Source organism: Paenibacillus sp. FSL F4-0097, from assembly GCF_038593125.1.
GTDB classification, from domain to species: Bacteria; Bacillota; Bacilli; order Paenibacillales; family Paenibacillaceae; genus Paenibacillus_AQ; species Paenibacillus_AQ odorifer.
Window position 1 is genome coordinate 6656664 of the sequence record NZ_CP151965.1, and the last position, 20141, is coordinate 6676804.

Sequence of the window (20141 nt, forward strand, 5' to 3'; positions counted from 1 at the left end):
TTCGATCGCAACCAAAAAAACGCCCCGCCCCCTCATATGAGGAGTTCGGAGCGTTTTCTTCTTTTTATTTAACTTCTTCCATGAATACCCTTAGGTTCTCCACGATTTCTTTGGATTTTGAATGATGTAAGTAATGTCCGCCTTCAAATGTCATTACTTTTCCATGCACAGAATCCTTGACTTGCCCTTCATGCAGAGGGATCCAGTCTTTCACAGTAGTATTATTTGCTTGTATAAAGAAGATAATGGGAAGATTCTTGTCGAATATTAAGCCTCTGGAGGCAACAAAGTTAGGATAAATATGTTCCATTTCATTTAAGGTAGTGGAATTGTTCATATTTTTAAGCGAAATCAATTTCATTTGTTTTTTGGTTTCATCATCAAATGGCAGTCCATCATAAGGGTCACCGCTTAATTGCAAGCCCAATCTTATAATCCCTGAATCTTTAAGAAGCTTTAATTTTTTAATTGGGAATTTAACATCCATACCGCCTTGCTCCGGAACACTACTATCAATACCCACAAAAGCACTCACTTCGTTTGGATATTTCTTCGCATATTCCAATCCATAAATACCTCCAATCGAGTGGCCCATTAGAATGTATTGGTCAATGTTAAGATTCTGAACGGCTTCATGAATTTCACTAACGATATTCTCTGTGGTTCGTTCTTTTTTCGTTTCATCACTGAGTCCATACCCAAACGGTTCAACCGCCACCACTTTGTAGAATGGTGATAACTCATCAATCAACGGCTTAAAATCAAGTGCTGGTGCTCCTGTTCCAAAGCCTGGTATGAGCACGATCGTCTGTTTACCTTCTCCTTGAATCAAAACATTCATATTTTTCCCGTCAACAGGGACTAACTGACCATAGTGCTGTATTTTTTTCTGATCTGTTTTGTTGCTGATCACATTAACTGTATAGACAACGGCTAGAAAAAGTACGACCACGATCACTATTGCTCCTAATATTTTGAGTAACAGGTTACGCAGTTTATGTTTTTTCTGTCCATTCCCCGTTTTTTTGTCCGCTTGTTGTGTCACCCTCATCTTCTCCTGTCTTTAATCTGTTTATTAAGCTCCCTTAACGTTTTGCTAATGAGATCATAACTAACAAAGATGCACCCCTCATGACGACAATATGAACTGAAAATGAACAGGTAAAAAAAATGCTACGGCAGCACAAGACAAGAAGACTTGCCTGTACTGCTGTAGCAATGAAAAATGCGGGATGCATTCAAGCCCTCGCAAGGCACCGCTTGGAAGCTAATTACTCTGTCGGCACTATAATTGGCAGGGTGACAACGATGGTCGTTCCTTGACCGGGTTCGCTTTCCACGCGGATATCCCCTTTATGAAGCGTTACGATCTGTTTAACAATGGCAAGTCCCATCCCGCTGCCACCATATTTACGACTGTGGGATCGATCAGCCTTAAAGAACCGTTCAAATATACGTTGCTGATCCTCAAGTGAAATCCCGATGCCAGTGTCTGTTATCCGAACGGTCACGTTGTTGATATCTTGTTTGAGGCTGACGTTAATTACACTGTTATCCTTAGAGAACTTAATGCTGTTGCCAAGGAGATTAGTCCATACCTGACTTAACAGGTCATAATCAGCCAGTAGGATAATAGGCTTCAGATCAAGGTCGAAGCTGATGTTACGAGCTGACCATTGCGGCTGAATTGCTACGATTACTCTTCTTATCTGTTCGTCCAGGTTGAATGTAATTAGCCGTAGCTGTTGTGACTGCGATTCTAATAAACTCAGCTTCAGCAGGCTGTCACTCATTTTAGACATCCGCTCTGCTTCAGCGATAATAATATCGAGGTAACGATTTCGCTCTTGTTCTGCAAGATCTACTCGCTTGAGCGCAATCGCATACCCAGATATTGAAGTGAGCGGAGACTGGACCTCATGCGACACATTGGATACAAACTCTTTACGCATCTGCTCAAGCTGCTGCAGATCGTGCATCATTTCTTCAAAGCTGCGAGCCAAGGTACCTAGCTCACCGGTTTGCTTAATATTCAGCTCGACGTTAAAATCACCAGCTGCTATCCGTCTAGTCGCTTTGGTTAGCTTCTTAATAGGTCTGACTAAGAACATCGCGGCTACCAGAATCAAGAGGCTTCCAGCTATCAATGAATAGAGTAAGAAATTTAATACCAAATTCCTTCTGGCAGTGATGGAAGGGGGATTAAGCGTCTCCACAAACATCGCTTTGGTGCCGTCTTCCGTTCTCAGCTGTAAGCCTAGGAGAAGCGCAGAAATATTCCTGTTATGAGGTTGATATACTTCTCCTGCGAGAACTTTTTTTATTTCTTCCATAGTTACAGGGACCGGCTTGTGCCCATTAAGCGTTCCGTAAGATTGGAATTTACCCGCTTCATCGAAAATTCGGATGTGGTAGGAATCAAGCTGCTTCATTCCACTTACGAAAGAGTTGGCTCCACGAAATGGGAAGGTCTCGTAAACCCTGACAATATCCTGTCCAAAATGCAATAAGGGAATTCGCGTGTTCTCGTTCAGTTTATCTTCGAATACCCAAGTTGCCACAAACAAAGCAATGATTGTGCCCCCGATTACGGAGGCTAGGAAGGTCAGTACAACGCGTGTATATATCGATCTAATCATTCGTACACCTCAAGCCTGTAGCCAAGTCCACGCACCGTCTCAATACGAAAATCAGGGGTAGTCGCAAACCGTTCACGCAGGCGTTTAATATGCACGTCAATCGTCCGATCATCTCCAGCATAATCAATTCCCCAAATTTGATCGATCAACTGCTCGCGCGTATAGACTTGTCCGGGTGTCCCAGCAAGCTTGTACAGCAATTCGAACTCCTTGAGGGGTAAGGCAAATGACTCCGTGCCTCTCATCACCTTATAGGTCTGCCGATCAAGGATGACGTTACCAATTTGGATCATCTGCGTGGAGCCGATCCGATATCGTTTCAGCAATGACCTAACACGGACCGTCAGCTCCAACGGATCGAAGGGTTTAGTTAAATAATCATCCGTACCTAATTCGAAGCCCTTCACTTTCTCCCAGGTTTCGCCTCTGGCAGTCAATATAAGTAATGGAAGATCGGGATTAGCTCGGCGGAGCTCCTTACAAAGCATCCAACCATCCATATTTGGCATCATTATATCCAACACGACAAGATCGACATTTGTTCCAGCATATACGGCGAGCGCCTCCTTGCCATCCACAGCTTCAACTGTTTCGAATCCGTCATTGCGGAGAAATAAACAGACAAGCTCGCGAATGTTCGCATCGTCGTCAGCAACCAGTATAGTAGGCATTCGTTTCCTCTTTTCCTGTTGTCCATTCTTACTATTATACTATATTATACTTTCGGCTAAACTGTCGTTTGTCTTGAGGCTACACAATGATCAAACCGAAAAAGAGCGTCTAACACGGTTACCCGTATGTAGACGCTCTTAATGTCGTTTCGCTTTAGCTCTAGCTTTAGTCAGCTTACTTCTTATTCATCTTAAACATTAGGAACAGCTCATTATAATGAGCAAGCATCCGTTTGCCAAGGTTGTCGTATACTTCAAGCCGGTCCGTAATTTCAGCAGGTGGATAGAAACGGGTATCCTCAGAAGTTTCCTCAGGAAGCAGCTCGAGCGCAGGAATGTTAGGCGTGGAATAACCTACATATTCTGCATTCTTAGCAGCAACGTCTGGGCGGAGCATGAAGTTGATGAACTGATGCGCTCCATCCACGTTTTTCGCTGTCCGAGGGATAACCATGTTATCAAACCACTTATTCGAACCTTCTTCCGGTACTACATAATCCAGCTTATCATTCTCGTCCATGATCTCGGAAGCATCGCCGGACCAGACAATCCCAACCGCAGCTTCTTCATTTGCCAGCAGCATCTTGATCTCATCACCGACAATCGCCTTCACGTTAGGAGACAACTTGTTGAGCTTGGTCAGTGCTTCTTGCAGATGTGCCTCATCCTTGTCATTAACAGAATAATGCAGGCTGTTCAAAGCCATGCCCATCACTTCACGGGCTCCGTCCACCAGGAAGATGCTATTATGCAGTCTGCTGTCCCAGAGAGAATCCCAGCTGGTGAAGTCCATGCCCTTGGTCATTTCCGGATTGAAAATAATCCCGACGGTCCCCCAGAAATAAGGCACGGAATATTTGTTGTCTGGATCAAACGAAAGGTCCATAAACCGTGAATCAATATTCTTTAGATTCGAAATCTTGCTATGATCCAGCGGGATGAGCAGATCTTCTTCTTTCATCTTGGCAATGGCATAATCCGAAGGGATTACAACATCAAAGGTAGTTCCGCCCTGCTCAACCTTGGTCAACATAGCTTCATTGGAATCGAAGGTTTGATAAATGACTGTTAAGCCGGTCTCTTTTTCAAATTCCTTCAATAGATCCGGATCAACATAGTCGCCCCAGTTATAGATAGTCAGTGTGTTTCCACCTGAATAACCCTCTCTCGAATTCATCCAAGAGCCCAAGTACATGAGCGCAAATGCCGTGATAAGGATCGCCAGAAAAGCATTTATCAGCTGTTTCATCTAGGCACCCCCGCTTCTGCAACAGGCTCCGCCACAGCTTCTGCTGTGTTATGACGATTTTTCTTAAGGGTCAGGAAGTAATAACCAACCACAAGCAGAATGGTGAACAGGAAGATCAGTGTCGACAGCGCATTAATCGATAGCGATACCCCTTGTCGAGCTCTAGAGTATATCTCAACCGATAACGTCGAATAACCGTTGCCTGTTACGAAGAATGTAACTGCAAAGTCATCCAGTGAATAAGTAAGCGCCATAAAAAATCCGCTGAAGATCCCTGGTTTAATAATCGGCAAAATAACTTTAGTCAGCACATCCTTACGGCTTGCCCCAAGATCACGGGCTGCATCCGTCAACGTAGGGCTCATTTCCTGTAGATGCGGCAAAATCATCAATACGGCAATCGGCACACTGAATGCAACGTGTGAAAGCAGAACAGACACGAAGCCCAGCTTGATGCCAGCAATGGTGAACAGGATGAGGAATGAAGCACCAATAATGACATCTGGACTGACGATCAGCACGTTATTCAGTGACAGCAAGGTGTTCTTAGCGCGGCGATTCTGCACACTTTTAATGGCCAGCGCACCAATAATAGCGATAAGGGTCGCAATAGCCGAGGATAGCAGCGCGATCACAAGCGTATTGATTACGATAATAATCAGGCGCTTGTCTTGGACCACCTCACGGTAGTAATCCAGCGTAAAGCCCTCGAACTTATGCATCGTCCCCCCACTGTTGAACGAATAGTACATTAAATAGAAGATAGGTGCATACAGAACAATGAACACCAGAACTAGGTAGAGGTTAGAGAATCCATTTTTATTTCTCATTCCGCGCCCCTTTCCGCGATCCGCCTGTGATAATCATAAACAGCGCCATGATGGCAATCAGAAACACTGCAACTGTAGAACCCATGCCCCAGTCCTGAGTGACCAGGAAATGCTGCTCAATTGCGGTGCCCAGCGTAATGACCCTGTTGCCTGCAATCAGACGGGTAATCATAAATAGGGACAGCGCCGGTATGAATACTGCCATACAGCCTGAGCGTACTCCCGAAATGGTCAGCGGAAAAATAACACGTCTGAACGTGGTCCAGCCCGAAGCCCCCAAATCACGTGCCGCATCCAGCAAGGATAAATTCAAATCCTCCAAAGCGCTGTATATCGGCAGGATCATAAACGGGATAAAAATATAGACAGATACAAATACAAAGCTGAAGCCCGTAAACAAAATTTGCTGTTCTCCGATTCCAAGCAGATCAAAGAAATTATTGATCGGACCAAATGTACCAAATATCCCTATAAAAGCGTAGGTTTTTAGCAGCAAATTAATCCATGTCGGCAAAATAATCAGCAATAACCACAGCTGCTTATGTTTGGTTCTTGTCAGTAGATAAGCCGCCGGATAAGCAACCAGCAAAGAGAATGCTGTAATCAGAAACGCGTACCAGAACGAGGTCAGCGTCATTTTCAAATATACAGGGGTGAAGAAACTGACGTAATTATCCAGAGTAATATGGCCATCCAAATCAAATAACGAATAGTAGATGACAAGCACTACCGGTGCAATTACAAACAATGCGATCCAGAGGTAATAAGGGATGAGATAGTACGATTTGCCCTTATTCTTCATGACTCTCCACCTCGCCATAAGCTTCCAGACGTCTGTCGAATTCTTCCTCCGTTTCACCGAAACGCATAACATGGATCGCTTCCGGATCAAAATAAAGGCCAATTTCACTGCCTACAGTCGCCTTGCGTGTAGAATGCACAAGCCATTCATGCCCGGATTCATCATAACAGCTGATTTCATAATGCACGCCCCGGAACAGCTGGGAATCAACCCGCACACGTAGTTTACCCTGTTCCAGCGTAGAAATTTCCAAATCCTCAGGACGAATAACAATCTCTACGGATTCATTCGGTTTCAGCCCGGCATCGAAACATTCGAAGCGGCGGCCGTTAAACTCCACCAGATAATCCTCGATCATAACTCCCGGCACAATGTTCGATTCGCCAATAAAATCCGCCACAAAACGGTTAATCGGCTCATCGTAAATATCATTAGGAGTGCCGCTTTGCTCGATTTTTCCTTTATTCATGACAAAAATCCAGTCGGACATCGCGAGTGCCTCTTCCTGGTCATGGGTTACAAAAATAAAGGTAATCCCTAGCCGCTGCTGCATTTCCCGCAGTATGTACTGCATCTCCGTGCGCAGCTTGAGGTCTAGCGCCGATAGAGGCTCGTCCAGCAATAGAACCTGTGGCTCATTCACAATCGCCCGGGCAATGGCGACCCGCTGGCGCTGACCGCCGGACATTTCGTTAATCGCACGCTGCTCATAACCCACAAGGTTAACGAAGCTTAGCGCTTCCTGTACCTTCTTCGTGATTACGTCCTTCTTAAGCTTCTTAATACGCAGTCCGAAAGCCACATTCTCGAATACGTTCAGGTGCGGAAACAATGCGTAATCCTGAAATACCGTATTGACCTGCCGCTCATTGGCGGGAATGTGGTTAATTACTTTTCCATTTAAATAGATAGAACCGCTCGTTGGCTCAGCGAACCCGGCGATCAATCGAAGAATAGTTGTTTTACCACAGCCAGATGGACCAAGTAGTGTATAGAATTTGCCGCGCTCTATCTCAAAGCTGACTCCTTTTAACACCGGATCTTCGTCGTCATATTGCTTAGTAACTTCTTCAAATGAAATGATGGTACCTTCCTGAATAGCTATAGCTAACAACCTCCCTTACCTTAGTAATACAATACTATTTTACCCGCATCTTGCGGAGAACAATCGAAATGGGTATGCTCAGCGCTAATAAGCGACAATTTCCCCTCTCCTTCGACGCTCCAATAGATATAGCATATTAGATTGTACCATTATATGCGATAGCTTACATTGTTAAATGCTAAGCATAAACTTAACAAGTTTGTAAAAAGTCCAGTCTTCCATGCCCTTTTTGAGGTGCTATAATGAAAACGAACTGAAAAGCCAGTGTGGTTTTCTTATTTTTGCGAAAGAAGATGAATGATAATGAACGAGGGGTTACTAGACCGCCTTGAAAAATATGGATTCTCACTTTACATGATACGAATTACGCTTGCCGCATCACTATCCTGGGTAGCCGTACACAGTTTATATGGTGACCAATATCTATACTTTGCACCGCTTGCAGCCATTCTCATTACTCAAGCCAGTGTGAAGGCATCACTCGAAAAAGGAATCTACCGCCTGATCGGCATTATTATCGGTGGAATTGTCAGCCTGATTGTAGGCCAATTCTTCGATGTAGGTGCATTTTCCATTCTGCTAATTCTGCTCATCGGGATCGGAATTGCCACAGCCTGTCGGATGAATATCCAAGCGGTTTCGCAGGTCGGGGTGACCTCGGTTCTGGCCCTTACCTTTTATCACAATGATTACGTGCTGTGGAGAGTCGCCGAAACCTTTATTGGTGTGCTCATTGCCTTGATCATCAATATGATTATCGTTCCACCAAACAGGTTCGTCAAGGTAAAAGCATTGGCACTCGATGGAAGCCTTCTACTTTCGGATGCATTAAAAGGCCTCGTAGGCATAAGACGAGACTCTTCAAAGGATAATAATATGCTGGAGCAAGCAGGTAAACTGCTGTCTGCCAGCAATCAACAACAGAAGGAAATGTTCTACACCATTGCTCATTATCAGTGTCGTGGTGATCTAAAGGGGCTTATACAAGCCACAGCACATCTAAAGACCATTCATTCCTATGTTAAAGAAATTTCCGACGATATTTGCTTGCTGCCAGCACATCATGCCAATTCTGACTGGATGCTGGAAGTGCTGGAGGCAACAGCCGATTGTATAGCTGTTTATGGTACGAAGACCTTATCCAAGGTTGAATGCCAACGTTCACTTACAGATTGTCTGCATCGTGCCCGCGACTTGCAGGCGGCCAGCTTCTCTGAACTGCAAGGACGGTGCTCGCTGTCATCTGTTCGTGATCTAGGAGCGCTCTTCAGTCACTCAAACCGGGTACTCGAAGAAGTGGAACGTGCTAGTTCTGCTACTTACGTAGTTGCAGCTCGGCCTTCAACAGCTGAAATCACACGCGCTATACGCTTAATTAAAAAAGGACTCTCCCAGAAGCTCTAAGCTTGGGAGTGTCCTTTTTTTTATGTTCAATCCCTATTAGACATAATGCCCTTTAGCACGATTGGTTACTACAACCATCCAACAAATTTAACTGACTGATTGTTTGGCAGCACGCCCTATCTTCACATTTACCAGTACAATACTGCTGACAATCAGCAATAATCCGATCACAAGGTTTATGGTAATCTGCTCTTTCAAAAAAACTACGCTGGTAGCTATCGAGATCAGGGGGATTAAGAAGGTGAATGAACCTACTTTTCCTGCTTCTCCTTCGTTAATCAGCTTGAAATAGATTAGCCAGCCCAGAGCAATAACAAAAATTGCGATAAACAAGGTATCCACAATAAAGGTTCCACTCCAGGTGATATCCGACCATTTCTCCGTAGCTGATCCCGAAAGTAGCAGAATGATGCCACCAATCGTGATTTGCATAGCCGTCATCCACAGCATATCCACTCGTACAGCATTCCGTTTCATATATATTGTTCCTAATGCCCAGCTTAAGGCACTGGCTAGAGCCAGCACAATTCCCCATATGGAGATACTCCCATTAATTCCACCGATACTAAGAGAGGCTACCCCGAGAAAACCAAGCAGCAAACCAGCCATTTTAAGCCCGTACATGCTCTCACCTAACCACAGCCAAGAAAAAATACCTAACAATACAGGCTGCAAAAATACAATCGATGAGAACAATCCCGCCGGAACATACTGCAAGCCAATCGTCTGAAATCCATAATAAAACACAATACTAAGGACCGCCGAGATCAGATAGATCGGCCAGAGCTGCTTGAAGCGAAGCTCCTTCACCTTGGGCAGTGCAATTAGAATCAGAATAATACCGCCTACGACGGTTCGAATACCTGCAAATAATAGAGGTGGAGCGTAGTCTAAGGCGATTTTGGATATAGGCCAATTAATGCCCCATACAATCACCAAAAAAATAAGAAGGATCATACTTTTCTTCTGCTGATTCATTTGTTCACTTCCTTGGTGTAGATTCATCACAAATGATACAATAAACAAGAGCATAAATGAAATGAATAATAATCATAAGGGGCATATCATATTTGTTATGAACAATACTCAAATTCGTTTATTCGTCAAAATCGCCGAAAGCGGCAGCTTTACTAAAGCTGGTGTAGAACTAAATATGACACAGCCTGCGGTCAGCCGGGCGATCTCGTCCCTCGAAGCCGAATTAGACGTGAAGCTCTTGCTTCGAGACCGGCGTAATGGCCTGATGCTTACGGATATCGGCAAACGTATTCTTGTTATTTTCCGTGAAATTCTAATGGGCTTTGATAAGGTCAATCAGGAGATTTACGCGGAGAGAGGTCTTGAAAAAGGAAGTATCCGCATTGGGGCTTTTCCTGTGGCATCGGCTCATTTTCTACCGAAGATTATTAGCTCTATCACTAGAAGATATCCAAACATTACGATTAGCCTACAGGAGGGCTCTATCGCTGAAGTCAGAGAATGGCTGGATTCAAAAGAAATTGATGTTGGCTTATTGCTCGCTCCCAGTGCAGAATTCGAAACCATTCCATTATATAGAGAGAAATTGTTTGCCGTTTTTAGAGATGACCATCCCCTGCAAAAGCGATCCATTGTATGTGTGCAGGAATTAGCGAACGAGCCCATGTTGATTTGCAAAGCAGGATATGAACCGCCTGTTGTAGAGCTATTCCGCAGAAGTAATAGCCATCTGAATGTAAAATATGTGGTTAATAACTTTGCAACAGCTCTTAATATGGTTCAGGAGGGACTGGCGATCGGCGTGATGTCTGAGCTGTCCTTGTTATCTCTGCCTCCAAATGTGGTTACCCGTGAGCTGCAGCCGGATGCTTATAGAGATATCCAAATTGCGGTCAGCTCGCTTGCCGACACTTCAATTGCTGTAAAGCTCTTCATTGAGACAGCGCTGGATCTTTTCACTCAAAAATAAATGGATTAATGAATAGATGATAAGGAGTGCTGAGGATGAACTTTAAAAGACTAGGAAATAGCGGATTACAGGTATCCGCATTAGGACTGGGAACGAACGCTTTCGGCAAACGTGCGGATCAAGAGACCTCCATTCAGATTGTACATGCTGCGCTTGATCATGGAATTAATTTCATAGACACTGCTAATATTTACGCTGGCTCAGAATCCGAGCGAATCATCGGTCTGGCCTTGGAAGGTAGGAGACAGGAGGCTGTTCTCGCAACTAAAGCAGGTTTAGTTAAAAATGAGGGTCCCAACGGCAGCGGCTCCTCCCGTCGCCATTTGCTGCAGGAGCTTGAAGATAGCCTTCGCCGCCTAAAGACGGACTATATCGATCTGTACCAGATTCATACCTTTGATCCCTATACGCCGCTTGAAGAAACCTTACGAACCTTGGACGATATGGTATCCTCGGGCAAAATCCGTTATATCGGGGCCTCCAACTATACAGCATGGCAATTAATGAAGGCGATTGGGATTAGTGAAGCACGCAACTTCACCAAGTACATTTCAATTCAGTGCAGCTACTCCTTAGCAGACCGGACACCGGAGAATGAGCTTCTTTCGCTCTGCCTGGATCAAGGTGTAGGGATCATTCCTTACTTTCCACTAGCTGGTGGAATTCTCACAGGCAAATATAATACAAGCGATTCAGCCCCATCAGGGTCCAGAGCAGATACCGATCCTAATTTCAAAAGATTCCTTGATGATGACCGGATCAAGCTCGGAAGCCAAGTGAGCCAAATTGCTGAGAAAATGGAAACCTCATCTACTGCGCTCTCCTTAGCTTGGCTTATGAATCGGCCTGCCGTCTCGACGGTTATTGTCGGGGCTACACGTGTGGAACAGCTGGAACAAAACTTGCTTAGTACCTCACTTCTACTTAATGAAGAAACTTTGGCCAAGCTGGATGAAGCCAGCGATTCCTTCCGGTATGGCGAGCCGTTCGCCTTTTACCGACTCCCATAGAGTCTCGTGCTCTAACTTCTTACAAGGATGGAGGAAAGATTAATGACAACCTATACAGCTGACAGCATTCAAGGAATGCTTGAAGAGCATAAGGATTTTTTTAATAGCGGCGTAACTAAGGAGGTTTCTTTTCGTCTCCAGCAGCTGCTCAAGCTTAAGAATATTATTAAACAATACGAAGGACGAATCATCACCGCACTACAACAGGATTTAGGAAAAGGTGAGTTCGAAGCCTATGCCACAGAAATCGGCTTTACGCTGGACAGTATCGGCTACATGATGAAACATCTTAAGCGTTGGGCGAAGCCTAAAAAGGTTCGATCCCCGCTGCACTTATTTCCTGCAAAAAGTTATATTTTAAGTGAGCCTTACGGCACAACGCTCATTATTGGCCCGTTTAATTATCCATTTCAGTTGCTAATTGAGCCCCTGATCGGCGCCATTGCCGCTGGTAACTGCGCTGTCCTCAAGCCATCTGAGAGTACACCTGCCATCTCGTCCGTGGTTGAGCAGCTTATTCAGGAGACCTTCGAGCCGCAGTATGTCCGCGTAATGCAGGGGGAAAAAGAGACCACTAATTTGCTGATCCACGCCAAGTTTGATTATATTTTCTTTACGGGCAGTGTGCCTGTCGGCAAAATCGTAATGGAGGCGGCGGCGAAAAATCTAGTGCCTGTAACCTTGGAGCTTGGCGGGAAAAGTCCGGTTATTGTTGATAAGACCGCTAATCTTGATGTTGCAGCGAAACGGATTGTCTGGGGCAAGCTGCTGAACGCGGGCCAAACTTGTATCGCACCAGATTATCTATTGGTCCACAAGGATATTGCCAAAGAATTGATCACCAAAATCAAACATCACATCACTGAGTTCTACGGTCAGGATGCACAGCCTAATACAGATTACGGCCGGATCGTGAATGATCGCCAGCTGCAAAGACTTGCCGACCTCATTGCGCGTGATCAGAGCAAGGTGATTATGGGCGGCACCATCGTGCCAGAAGAACGTTATATTGAGCCTACTTTAATCTATCCTGCCACTTGGACGGATGCTGCAATGGAAGATGAGATCTTCGGTCCGATCCTCCCAATATTGGAATATCATCAATTGGATGAGGCCATTCAGAGCATTAATGAACATCCAAAGCCACTGGCACTATACCTATTTACGGACGATAAGAGTGTAGAACAAGAGGTGCTGTCCCGGGTCTCATTCGGGGGAGGGTGTATCAATGATACGATCTCACATGTGGCGAGCACTTATCTTCCGTTTGGTGGAGTAGGAAACTCCGGAATCGGGGGTTATCACGGGAAATATAGCTTTGAGGTCTTCTCCCATCGTAAAAGCATCGTCAAGCGAGGCACACGGATCGACCTCGGAATCGTGTATCCTCCTTATGGCAATAAAGTGAAGCTGGTTCGAAAAGTAATGAAATAAACAAAGCAGCAAACCTCCCATGATCGGGAGGTTTGCTGCTTATCAGGGTAACTACGCAAACAGCTCTAACAATTTCTCTACGCTTATCTCTGCGGTGGAAGCCAGACATAGATCCGCGGTCTCGGTCACGAGCGCCACTCCGGCTCCCACCGACCTCATACCAGCAGCATTAATTGCGGCTATTCCCTCCTCGGTATCCTCAATCGCCACGCAGCAGTCTGGGGATATGCCCAGCATCTCTGCAACCTGCAAGTGAATCTCTGGATCTGGCTTGCTTCTACGCAAGTTGCCAGGGTCAGCCACCGCCTGAAACCAATGCCCGATCTGCAAGCGTTCGAGAATCAGCAGCGCATTCTCATTAACTGAGGCCAGTCCGATAGCGATCCCTCTTTGCTGTAAATCGGACAACACGCTGTGGATACCCGGATACAGCTCAGCAGGCGTCATTTGCTGAACAAGCTGTCTGTACTTCTCGTTCTTTTTGTTGCAGAGCATTCCCTTTACCGGTTGCGGCAAATTCAGTCCACTACTCTCCAGAATGACTTCTAAAGATTCCATTCGACTTAGGCCCTTGAGACTCTTATGTTTCTCTCGATCAAAAGAAAGTGCAAGCTCATCCGCCAGATCCTTCCAAGCCTCATAATGATACTCTCCAGTGTCAGTAATTATCCCGTCCAGCTCGAAAATAACAGCCTCAAGCTGCTTCACATTTGAAAGCCTCAGCGGCTTCTGTGCAGACAACTGTATAAGGTTTCCCTTATGCATAATCTCAAGCTCTTCGCCCTCCAGCAGCGTATAGATCACTTCTGTATCACTCACAAAAATATCCAATAGCTGTCCAGCACTTGTTATTTTAAACCGATAGCTCTCCCACTGCGCTGGCACACTAGGATTAAATGATAACATCCCGCCGCATAAGCGCATGCCACCAAAACCATTCACAATCGACAGCCAGGAGCCTGCCATAGCAGCAGTATGCAGCCCATCCTTGACGTTGCGGTTGATGTCATCCAAGTCCATCCGTACCGTGCGGTCAAAATAGGAATAGGCTCCCGTCAAATCACCAATCTCAGCAGATATTATACTGTGAATGCACGGTGACAATGAAGAATCATGCGTCGTCAGCGGCTCATAATAATTATAATTCCGGATCTTATCCGCCAAGCTGAATTGGTCACCCAGCAGAAACATCGCCATTACCAAGTCCGCCTGTTTCAACACCTGATGCCGGTAAATTACCAGCGGATGGTAGTTGAGCAGCAGCGGATATTTATCGGCTGGTGTATGCTCGAAATCCCACTTTTTCTTGGAGAGAAACGTGTCGTCTTGAGCATAAATGCCAAGCCCCTCATCAAAGGGGATAAACATTTTGTCCGCCGCTTCCAGCCACACTAATGTCTCATGCTCAGTCAGACCGATTTTTTGCTTCAGGCGTTCAAAATGCTCAGGATACTGCTTAGACAATATCCCTGCTATCTCGTGTGCATAATAAAGCTGATCCTGTACCATAAAGTTGGTGTATGCATTATTGTTGACGATAGCTGTATATTCATCAGGGCCGGTTACTGCATCAATACAAAAGGCACCACCCCTAGCCGGATTAAAGTACCCCAAGTCCAACCAAAAGCGGGAAGTTTCGAATAAAATTTCCGCTCCCTTCGTAACCAAAAAATCATAATCTCCGGTAGCCAGTACATACTGCTTGATGGCATACGCAATATCCGCATTAATATGCATTTGCGCCGTGCCTGCCGGGAAATACGCAGAGTTCTCTGCCCCGTCTATAGTCCGCCAAGGGAACAAGGCTCCCTTCTGCGACATTACCGCTGCACGATCCCGTGCTTTATCTAACGTGGCATAACGAAATTCGAGCAGCTTTCGGCTAATCTCCGGCTGTGTGAACGTAAAGAAGGGCAGCATATACATCTCGGTATCCCAGAAATAGTGCCCTTCGTATCCTTCACCCGTTAATCCCTTGGCTCCAATATTCGTAACCCCATCACGGCCTACGGATTGAAGCAGTTGAAAAGCATTAAAGCGAATGCCCTGCTGAAGCGCAAGATCACCATGAATCTCCACATCCGTATGTGCCCAGTATCGATCCAGATAAGCCTGCTGTTCCTGGGCAAGTGCTTCAAACCCGCTATGGTCTGCTAAGTGTAATATTTCAGTACTTCTACTGAGTAGTTCGTCTTCTGGATAATCTTTAGAGGTATGGTAAGAGATATATTTGGTTAATGAGACGCTTTCCCCACGCTCCACCGGGACGACAAACTGCATGGATAATTTCTGCCCCTCATGCTGCACGGTCCTTTTATCCTCAGATCTTGAATCGAGCTTATGACTTACCCCTGTTAATAAGGCAAACTGGGTATGCCGCGTCCGCTGCTTCATCCATAAGAAGGACTGTCCCGGTTCATGACCAGTATCCTCCAGGAGCAGACTGGGCTCCTTGCCTCCCGAGCCCAATCTGGGATCATCCGTTACCTTAGGTTTTTGGATCTTGCCGTCGATGGATGAAGTGAAGGTAAGCACTCCGCTGAAATTCAGCGCTTTAACCTCATAATCTATCGCCGCCAGATGTTTGTGCTGCAAAGTCACCATCCGCCGGATATGAAGCTGTACCCGGTGACCAGCTGGAGATTCCCAATCTACCTGCCGATGCAGAACCCCGCTTCGCATATCCAGCTTTCGTTCATAATGGTGCACTTGCCCACTGTTTAACTGAAAGGTCTGCCCTTCAATACTCAGTTCAATAATCTTGGCATCTGTCACGTTCAGCATCGCTTGATTGCGGGATGGATATCCGTAGGCTCCCTCTGGATATACAATGGGCTCCGAATCAAAAAAACCATTCAAATAATTGCCTGTTACAGACGAGCCTGAGCTGCTGTGGTAACCTTCTTCGAAATTACCGCGCATGCCAATATATCCATTGCCAAGAGCAAAAATACTCTCGCTTCTTTGATTGTTCTCTTCACTATAAGCTTCCTCATCAAGACTCCACTCCCGGTAAGGATATACCGCCGCCGGATGTACGTATGGTTTCATCTTCATCTCTCTAAGCTCCCCCTGATCACAGTTTCATTCGGGTTCTAAATCATTAACCTTTCACCGACCCACCCATAAGCCCTCTGACGAAATACTTTTGCAGCAGGAAAAAAATAGCGAGCGGCATCAGCATGGAGATAAATGCAGCCGAAGTAAGTAAATGCCAATCGTTGCCTCGTGAGCCTACTAAATCGGCAATTTTCATCGACATAACTTGCACAGACGGTTGATTGCCGATAAAAATCAATGAGACTAAATAGTCATTCCACACCCATAGGAATTGGAAGATCCCGATAGAAGCCAGTGCTGGCACTGATAGAGGCAGAATTAGCCTACTGAATATAGTGAAATGACTTGCCCCATCCATGAAAGCCGATTCGAACAAATCCTTAGGCAATTGACTGATAAAGTTGTACATAAAGTACGTAACCAGCGGTAATCCAAAAGCCGTATGCGCCAGCCAAATTCCCAGATAACTTCCGTTTAGCCCAAGTGCGGTATAATCCTTAAGCACTGGAATAAGCGCAACCTGTATCGGAATGACGAGCATTGCAATAATGATGACAAAAAGAATTTTGCGCCCAGGAAACCGCAGCCAGGCAAAAGCATATGCAGCAAAAGAAGCGATCAACACCGGAATAACTGTTGCTGGAACAGCGATCGTTAGCGTATTCCAGAAGGCCTGTGACAATCCGGAGCCTTTTTGCACCGTTTCACTGCCATCAGCCTGTTTCAGCTTGTATTCCTTACCGGAAAGCACATTATTATAGTTATCCAGTGTGAGATCCGGTGTCATCTTCCAACCTTGTATCTGTTCATTTACGGTACGTGCTCTACGATTCTCCCACATAAGCCGGCTGCCATCAGCCTTAACGCCAGCCTTCAGCTCATCATCTGTATAAGTTTTACCGTTCACCTCAATTGGCTCCCGAAGATCCACGTCCTTGGATAGCTGAATCGTCTCTCCAGCCTTCCACTCCTGGTGGGGAAAAGCTTTCCACCATCCAGTCTGCAGAATGTCAGCAGCCGGACGGAAGGAGGAAATAAATAGCCCAAGAGTCGGAAGCAGCCAAATAAAACAGATCACACCCAGCACGATATTTACAATCGTTTTGCTGCCTTTTCTCTTCTTTTTGCCAGCCATTAGAATCCCCCCTGCTTACGGAACTGACGTAGATTGATTATGATTACAGGCAGCACCGCGATCAGTAGAACAATAGCCAGCGTGGAGCCGTAGCCGAAATTACGGTACATAAAGAATTGCCGGTAGAACTGTGTAGCAACAACCTCTGTATCGTATTGACCTCCTGTCATCACCATGACGACGTCAAATATTTTCAACGTAAAGACGATAATGGTCGTTGTCACTGTCAGAATGGTTGATGAAATATATGGAATCATGATTCCAAAGAAAATCTTCACCTCATTTGCTCCATCCACTCGTGCAGCTTCCAAAATGTCGTCAGGAACCCCTTTGATTGCCGCCGAGAAAATCACCATTGCAAATCCAGTCTGCATCCAGATCAAAATGATAATGAGGAAAAAGTTATTCCATGGCTGAAGCATACTCGTCCAGGCTTGGGGTTCTCCCCCAAAATAAGTAACGATTGCGTTCAACAGCCCGATTTGTTCGTCACCCGGTTGATAGTAATATACGAATTTCCAAATGACCCCTGCCGCTACAAAGGAAATCGCCATCGGCATAAAGATGATCGATTTGGCAATTTTCTCATAGCTGCTGCGATCGGCAAGAATAGCAATTAAGAGCCCGAATGCTACACAGGCCAGCGTACCGACGAATACCCAAAGTAAATTGTTACGCAATGCCGTTGCCATCAGATGATCGCTAAAGATCGCTGCATAATTGCTCAGGCCCACAAATTTTTCTGAAGAAGCATTAAAAAAGCTCAAATATAATGTTCGCAGCGCAGGCAGGACCAGTAACCAGCCCAGAATAATCACTGCCGGACCAATAAAGATATAAGGCAGCACCTTTCGCCGGATATGATCAGGGTACTGCTCAACCGCCCAAGTCAGTGTATAGTAAATCAGATAAACACCTAGAACTCCCCAGAGGACAGCCAGAACCGCTGTTAGCAGCGGATTTAATGTGGAATCCCGGAAGAATAAAAAGATTGCGCCGTTAACAACAATATTCGCTAACAACACTACTAGGGACAGCATTACCGCCTTCAGGCTGACGGTTGGCCTAGCTTGTGGTTGTGTTGGCATTTGTGGCTGTGGCTGTGATTGTGCACCCATATTAGCTCCAGCTCCTCCTATAAGTTTTGCGGAGCAAAACTCTTATCATAAGCATCGAACTCACTAGTTAGAAAACAAAAAGAGGGGCAGACATTCCTCTTTTCCCACTGCCCCTCTTTTTACTGTGCGCTTTAAATATTAGGTTAGTTGTTCCAGCCGGACTGGATTTGTTCCAAGGCTTGATCCAGTGTCGCTGTACCGCTCACATAGTCGGTCATCCCTTTCCAGAAGGTGCCTGCACCCACTTTACCCGGCATCAGGTCAGAGCCATCAAAACGCAGTGTGGAAGCATCTTGAACCAACTTCGCCATCCGGCGATCGGATTCAGAGGTATACCAATCAAGGGAAGCATCATTCATAGGAGCAATTACGCCGCCAGATTGTACCCAGCTCTTAATCGACTCTCCAGTGGTGAAGAACTCCATGACTGCACGAACCTCTGGACGATCGTTGAACATAGCGTAAATATCACCTGCAACCAGCACTGGTTTACCATATTGCGCATCAATTGGTGGCAAATAGAACCAATCATAATCCTGATCAACCTTTGCCGTTTCAGGGAAGAAGCTTGTAATAAAGTTACCAAGCATATTAAACCAGGCTTTAGGCGGATCAGTGAACATTGGCGCTGGGGCATCCCCGAAGGATGTCGTCACGATGGACTTAGCGCCACCGTAAACATAATCCTTGTTGAGCCAAATTTTAGACATGATTTCAACAGCATTTTTTACTTCTGGTGAAGTAAATGGCAGTTCACCTTTTACCCATTTATCGTAGTTCTCAGGCGTAGTCGTACGAAGCATTATATTTTCGACCCAGTCTGTTGCTGGCCAACCCGTTGCAGCACCGCTCTCAATGCCAATAGCCCAGGCAGGATCGCCATCCTTAGCAATTTGTTCCGTCAGCGCCATCAGCTCATCCCAAGTTTCAGGAACCTTGTAGCCTGCATCATCAAATTGTTTCTTTGGATACCATACCAAGCTTTTTACATTACTGCGGTTCCAAATCCCCGCCATGATCTTCCCGTCTTTTCCGTCCATCGTAGACATATCGAGCCAGCTCTTGTTGTAATTAGCCGTCAATTTGTCTTGATCCAGCACGCTGGTCAAATCGATAACCTTGCCCGTCTTAGCAATCGACGCCAGCAGTCCCGGCTGCGGGAAGTCAGCGATATCAGGAGCATTACCGCCGTCCACACGAATATTTATTGTAGCTTCGAACTCCTTGGAGCCCTCGTATTGAATATCGATCCCTGTCTTCTCTTCAAATTCTTTAATGCTGCTCTCAAATTTCACTTGGTCAGCATCTACGAAGGGGCCAAACATTGTTACTTTAGTCCCTTTATATTCACCTTTCATCGCTAAATCTAACGGGGAACCCGAAGGTTCTGCACTAGGTGCGTTTGTCGCTTTCTCGGTGTTATCTGCTGTTGGGCTGACTGTTGCCGCCGGTGGATCTGTAGGCGCCGCATTATTGTTGCCTCCGCCGCATGCGCTCAGCGTCATTGTGAAGGATAAACACAGTACTAATGCCAACGACTTTTTACGTCCTGAGATCTTCTTCATCTTTTGTACATCCCCTTTAATGGTTATAGAGATAACATCATATTCAATCATCCGGGCACCCTGGCATGTATTAGCAGCTTGTAGCAGATCACCTCCTTGCAAAGCTTTTCAGAAGACAGGTAAATATCCTAAAATCAAACTCCATCACAAATGTAATTTAATAATAGCGCT

At 45.6% G+C, this 20141-nt stretch carries 16 protein-coding genes; 4 read left to right on the forward strand and 12 right to left on the reverse strand.

From position 1 onward, the window contains the following. Window positions 1-64: 64 nt before the first annotated feature. The 7 genes from MHH86_RS29875 to MHH86_RS29905 form a co-directional block, all read right to left on the reverse strand. Window positions 65-1045 carry an alpha/beta hydrolase gene (locus MHH86_RS29875; RefSeq protein ID WP_076316138.1) on the reverse strand — a complete coding sequence of 327 codons (981 nt, stop codon included), beginning with the start codon at window positions 1043-1045 and terminating at the stop codon, window positions 65-67. Window positions 1046-1271: 226 nt separating this feature from the next. Next, window positions 1272-2639 carry a HAMP domain-containing sensor histidine kinase gene (locus tag MHH86_RS29880; RefSeq protein ID WP_076316137.1) on the reverse strand — a complete coding sequence of 456 codons (1368 nt, stop codon included), beginning with the start codon at window positions 2637-2639 and terminating at the stop codon, window positions 1272-1274. After that, window positions 2636-3310, reverse strand: coding sequence for a response regulator transcription factor (locus tag MHH86_RS29885; protein ID WP_076132684.1), 675 nt, complete (start codon window positions 3308-3310; stop codon window positions 2636-2638). Before MHH86_RS29885 ends, MHH86_RS29880 begins: the two co-directional genes overlap by 4 nt. A 175-nt stretch (window positions 3311-3485) precedes the next feature. After that, window positions 3486-4559: an ABC transporter substrate-binding protein gene (locus MHH86_RS29890; protein ID WP_076272935.1), complete on the reverse strand. Its 1074-nt coding sequence runs from the start codon at window positions 4557-4559 to the stop codon at window positions 3486-3488. Further along, the gene (locus MHH86_RS29895; protein WP_076316136.1) at window positions 4556-5389 is read right to left on the reverse strand and encodes an ABC transporter permease; all 834 of its coding nucleotides are present in this window, start codon (window positions 5387-5389) and stop codon (window positions 4556-4558) included. Before MHH86_RS29895 ends, MHH86_RS29890 begins: the two co-directional genes overlap by 4 nt. Further along, window positions 5379-6191 carry an ABC transporter permease gene (locus tag MHH86_RS29900; RefSeq protein ID WP_036682096.1) on the reverse strand — a complete coding sequence of 271 codons (813 nt, stop codon included), beginning with the start codon at window positions 6189-6191 and terminating at the stop codon, window positions 5379-5381. Before MHH86_RS29900 ends, MHH86_RS29895 begins: the two co-directional genes overlap by 11 nt. Next, the gene (locus tag MHH86_RS29905; RefSeq protein WP_036682445.1) at window positions 6181-7290 is read right to left on the reverse strand and encodes an ABC transporter ATP-binding protein; all 1110 of its coding nucleotides are present in this window, start codon (window positions 7288-7290) and stop codon (window positions 6181-6183) included. Before MHH86_RS29905 ends, MHH86_RS29900 begins: the two co-directional genes overlap by 11 nt. 309 nt (window positions 7291-7599) lie before the next feature. On the opposite strand from MHH86_RS29905, the gene MHH86_RS29910 reads away from it, so the two are divergent. Then, window positions 7600-8700: an FUSC family protein gene (locus MHH86_RS29910; RefSeq protein ID WP_342479573.1), complete on the forward strand. Its 1101-nt coding sequence runs from the start codon at window positions 7600-7602 to the stop codon at window positions 8698-8700. An 87-nt stretch (window positions 8701-8787) separates the two neighbouring features. Here the strand turns inward: MHH86_RS29910 and MHH86_RS29915 are convergent, their stop codons facing one another. Beyond that, window positions 8788-9678 (reverse strand): DMT family transporter, encoded by an 891-nt coding sequence (locus MHH86_RS29915; protein ID WP_036682097.1) that lies wholly within the window; start codon window positions 9676-9678, stop codon window positions 8788-8790. Window positions 9679-9775: 97 nt separating this feature from the next. Between MHH86_RS29915 and MHH86_RS29920 the strand changes: the two genes are divergently transcribed. Genes MHH86_RS29920 through MHH86_RS29930 form a run of 3 tightly spaced genes read left to right on the forward strand, consistent with a single transcriptional unit; the run spans window position 9776 to window position 13092 of the window. After that, window positions 9776-10648 carry a LysR family transcriptional regulator gene (locus MHH86_RS29920; RefSeq protein ID WP_036682448.1) on the forward strand — a complete coding sequence of 291 codons (873 nt, stop codon included), beginning with the start codon at window positions 9776-9778 and terminating at the stop codon, window positions 10646-10648. 35 nt (window positions 10649-10683) lie between these two features. Continuing rightward, window positions 10684-11658 carry an aldo/keto reductase gene (locus MHH86_RS29925; protein WP_076316135.1) on the forward strand — a complete coding sequence of 325 codons (975 nt, stop codon included), beginning with the start codon at window positions 10684-10686 and terminating at the stop codon, window positions 11656-11658. Window positions 11659-11700: 42 nt separating this feature from the next. Continuing rightward, window positions 11701-13092 (forward strand): aldehyde dehydrogenase, encoded by a 1392-nt coding sequence (locus MHH86_RS29930; RefSeq protein ID WP_076316134.1) that lies wholly within the window; start codon window positions 11701-11703, stop codon window positions 13090-13092. 51 nt (window positions 13093-13143) lie between these two features. On the opposite strand, the gene pgmB is transcribed toward MHH86_RS29930, so the two are convergent. The 4 genes from pgmB to MHH86_RS29950 all read right to left on the reverse strand — a co-directional run bounded on the left by pgmB (window position 13144) and on the right by MHH86_RS29950 (window position 19970). Further along, the gene (gene pgmB / locus MHH86_RS29935) at window positions 13144-16149 is read right to left on the reverse strand and encodes a beta-phosphoglucomutase (protein WP_081384296.1); all 3006 of its coding nucleotides are present in this window, start codon (window positions 16147-16149) and stop codon (window positions 13144-13146) included. A gap of 46 nt (window positions 16150-16195) precedes the next feature. Continuing rightward, window positions 16196-17287, reverse strand: a complete 1092-nt coding sequence (locus MHH86_RS29940) for a carbohydrate ABC transporter permease (RefSeq protein WP_038573741.1) — start codon at window positions 17285-17287, stop codon at window positions 16196-16198. Beyond that, window positions 17287-18375 carry a sugar ABC transporter permease gene (locus MHH86_RS29945; protein ID WP_036682450.1) on the reverse strand — a complete coding sequence of 363 codons (1089 nt, stop codon included), beginning with the start codon at window positions 18373-18375 and terminating at the stop codon, window positions 17287-17289. The genes MHH86_RS29940 and MHH86_RS29945 overlap by 1 nt, the downstream gene beginning before the upstream one ends. 173 nt (window positions 18376-18548) lie before the next feature. Then, on the reverse strand, window positions 18549-19970 hold the full coding sequence (locus MHH86_RS29950) for an ABC transporter substrate-binding protein (protein WP_038574978.1): 1422 nt from the start codon (window positions 19968-19970) through the stop codon (window positions 18549-18551). Window positions 19971-20141 lie beyond the last annotated feature (171 nt).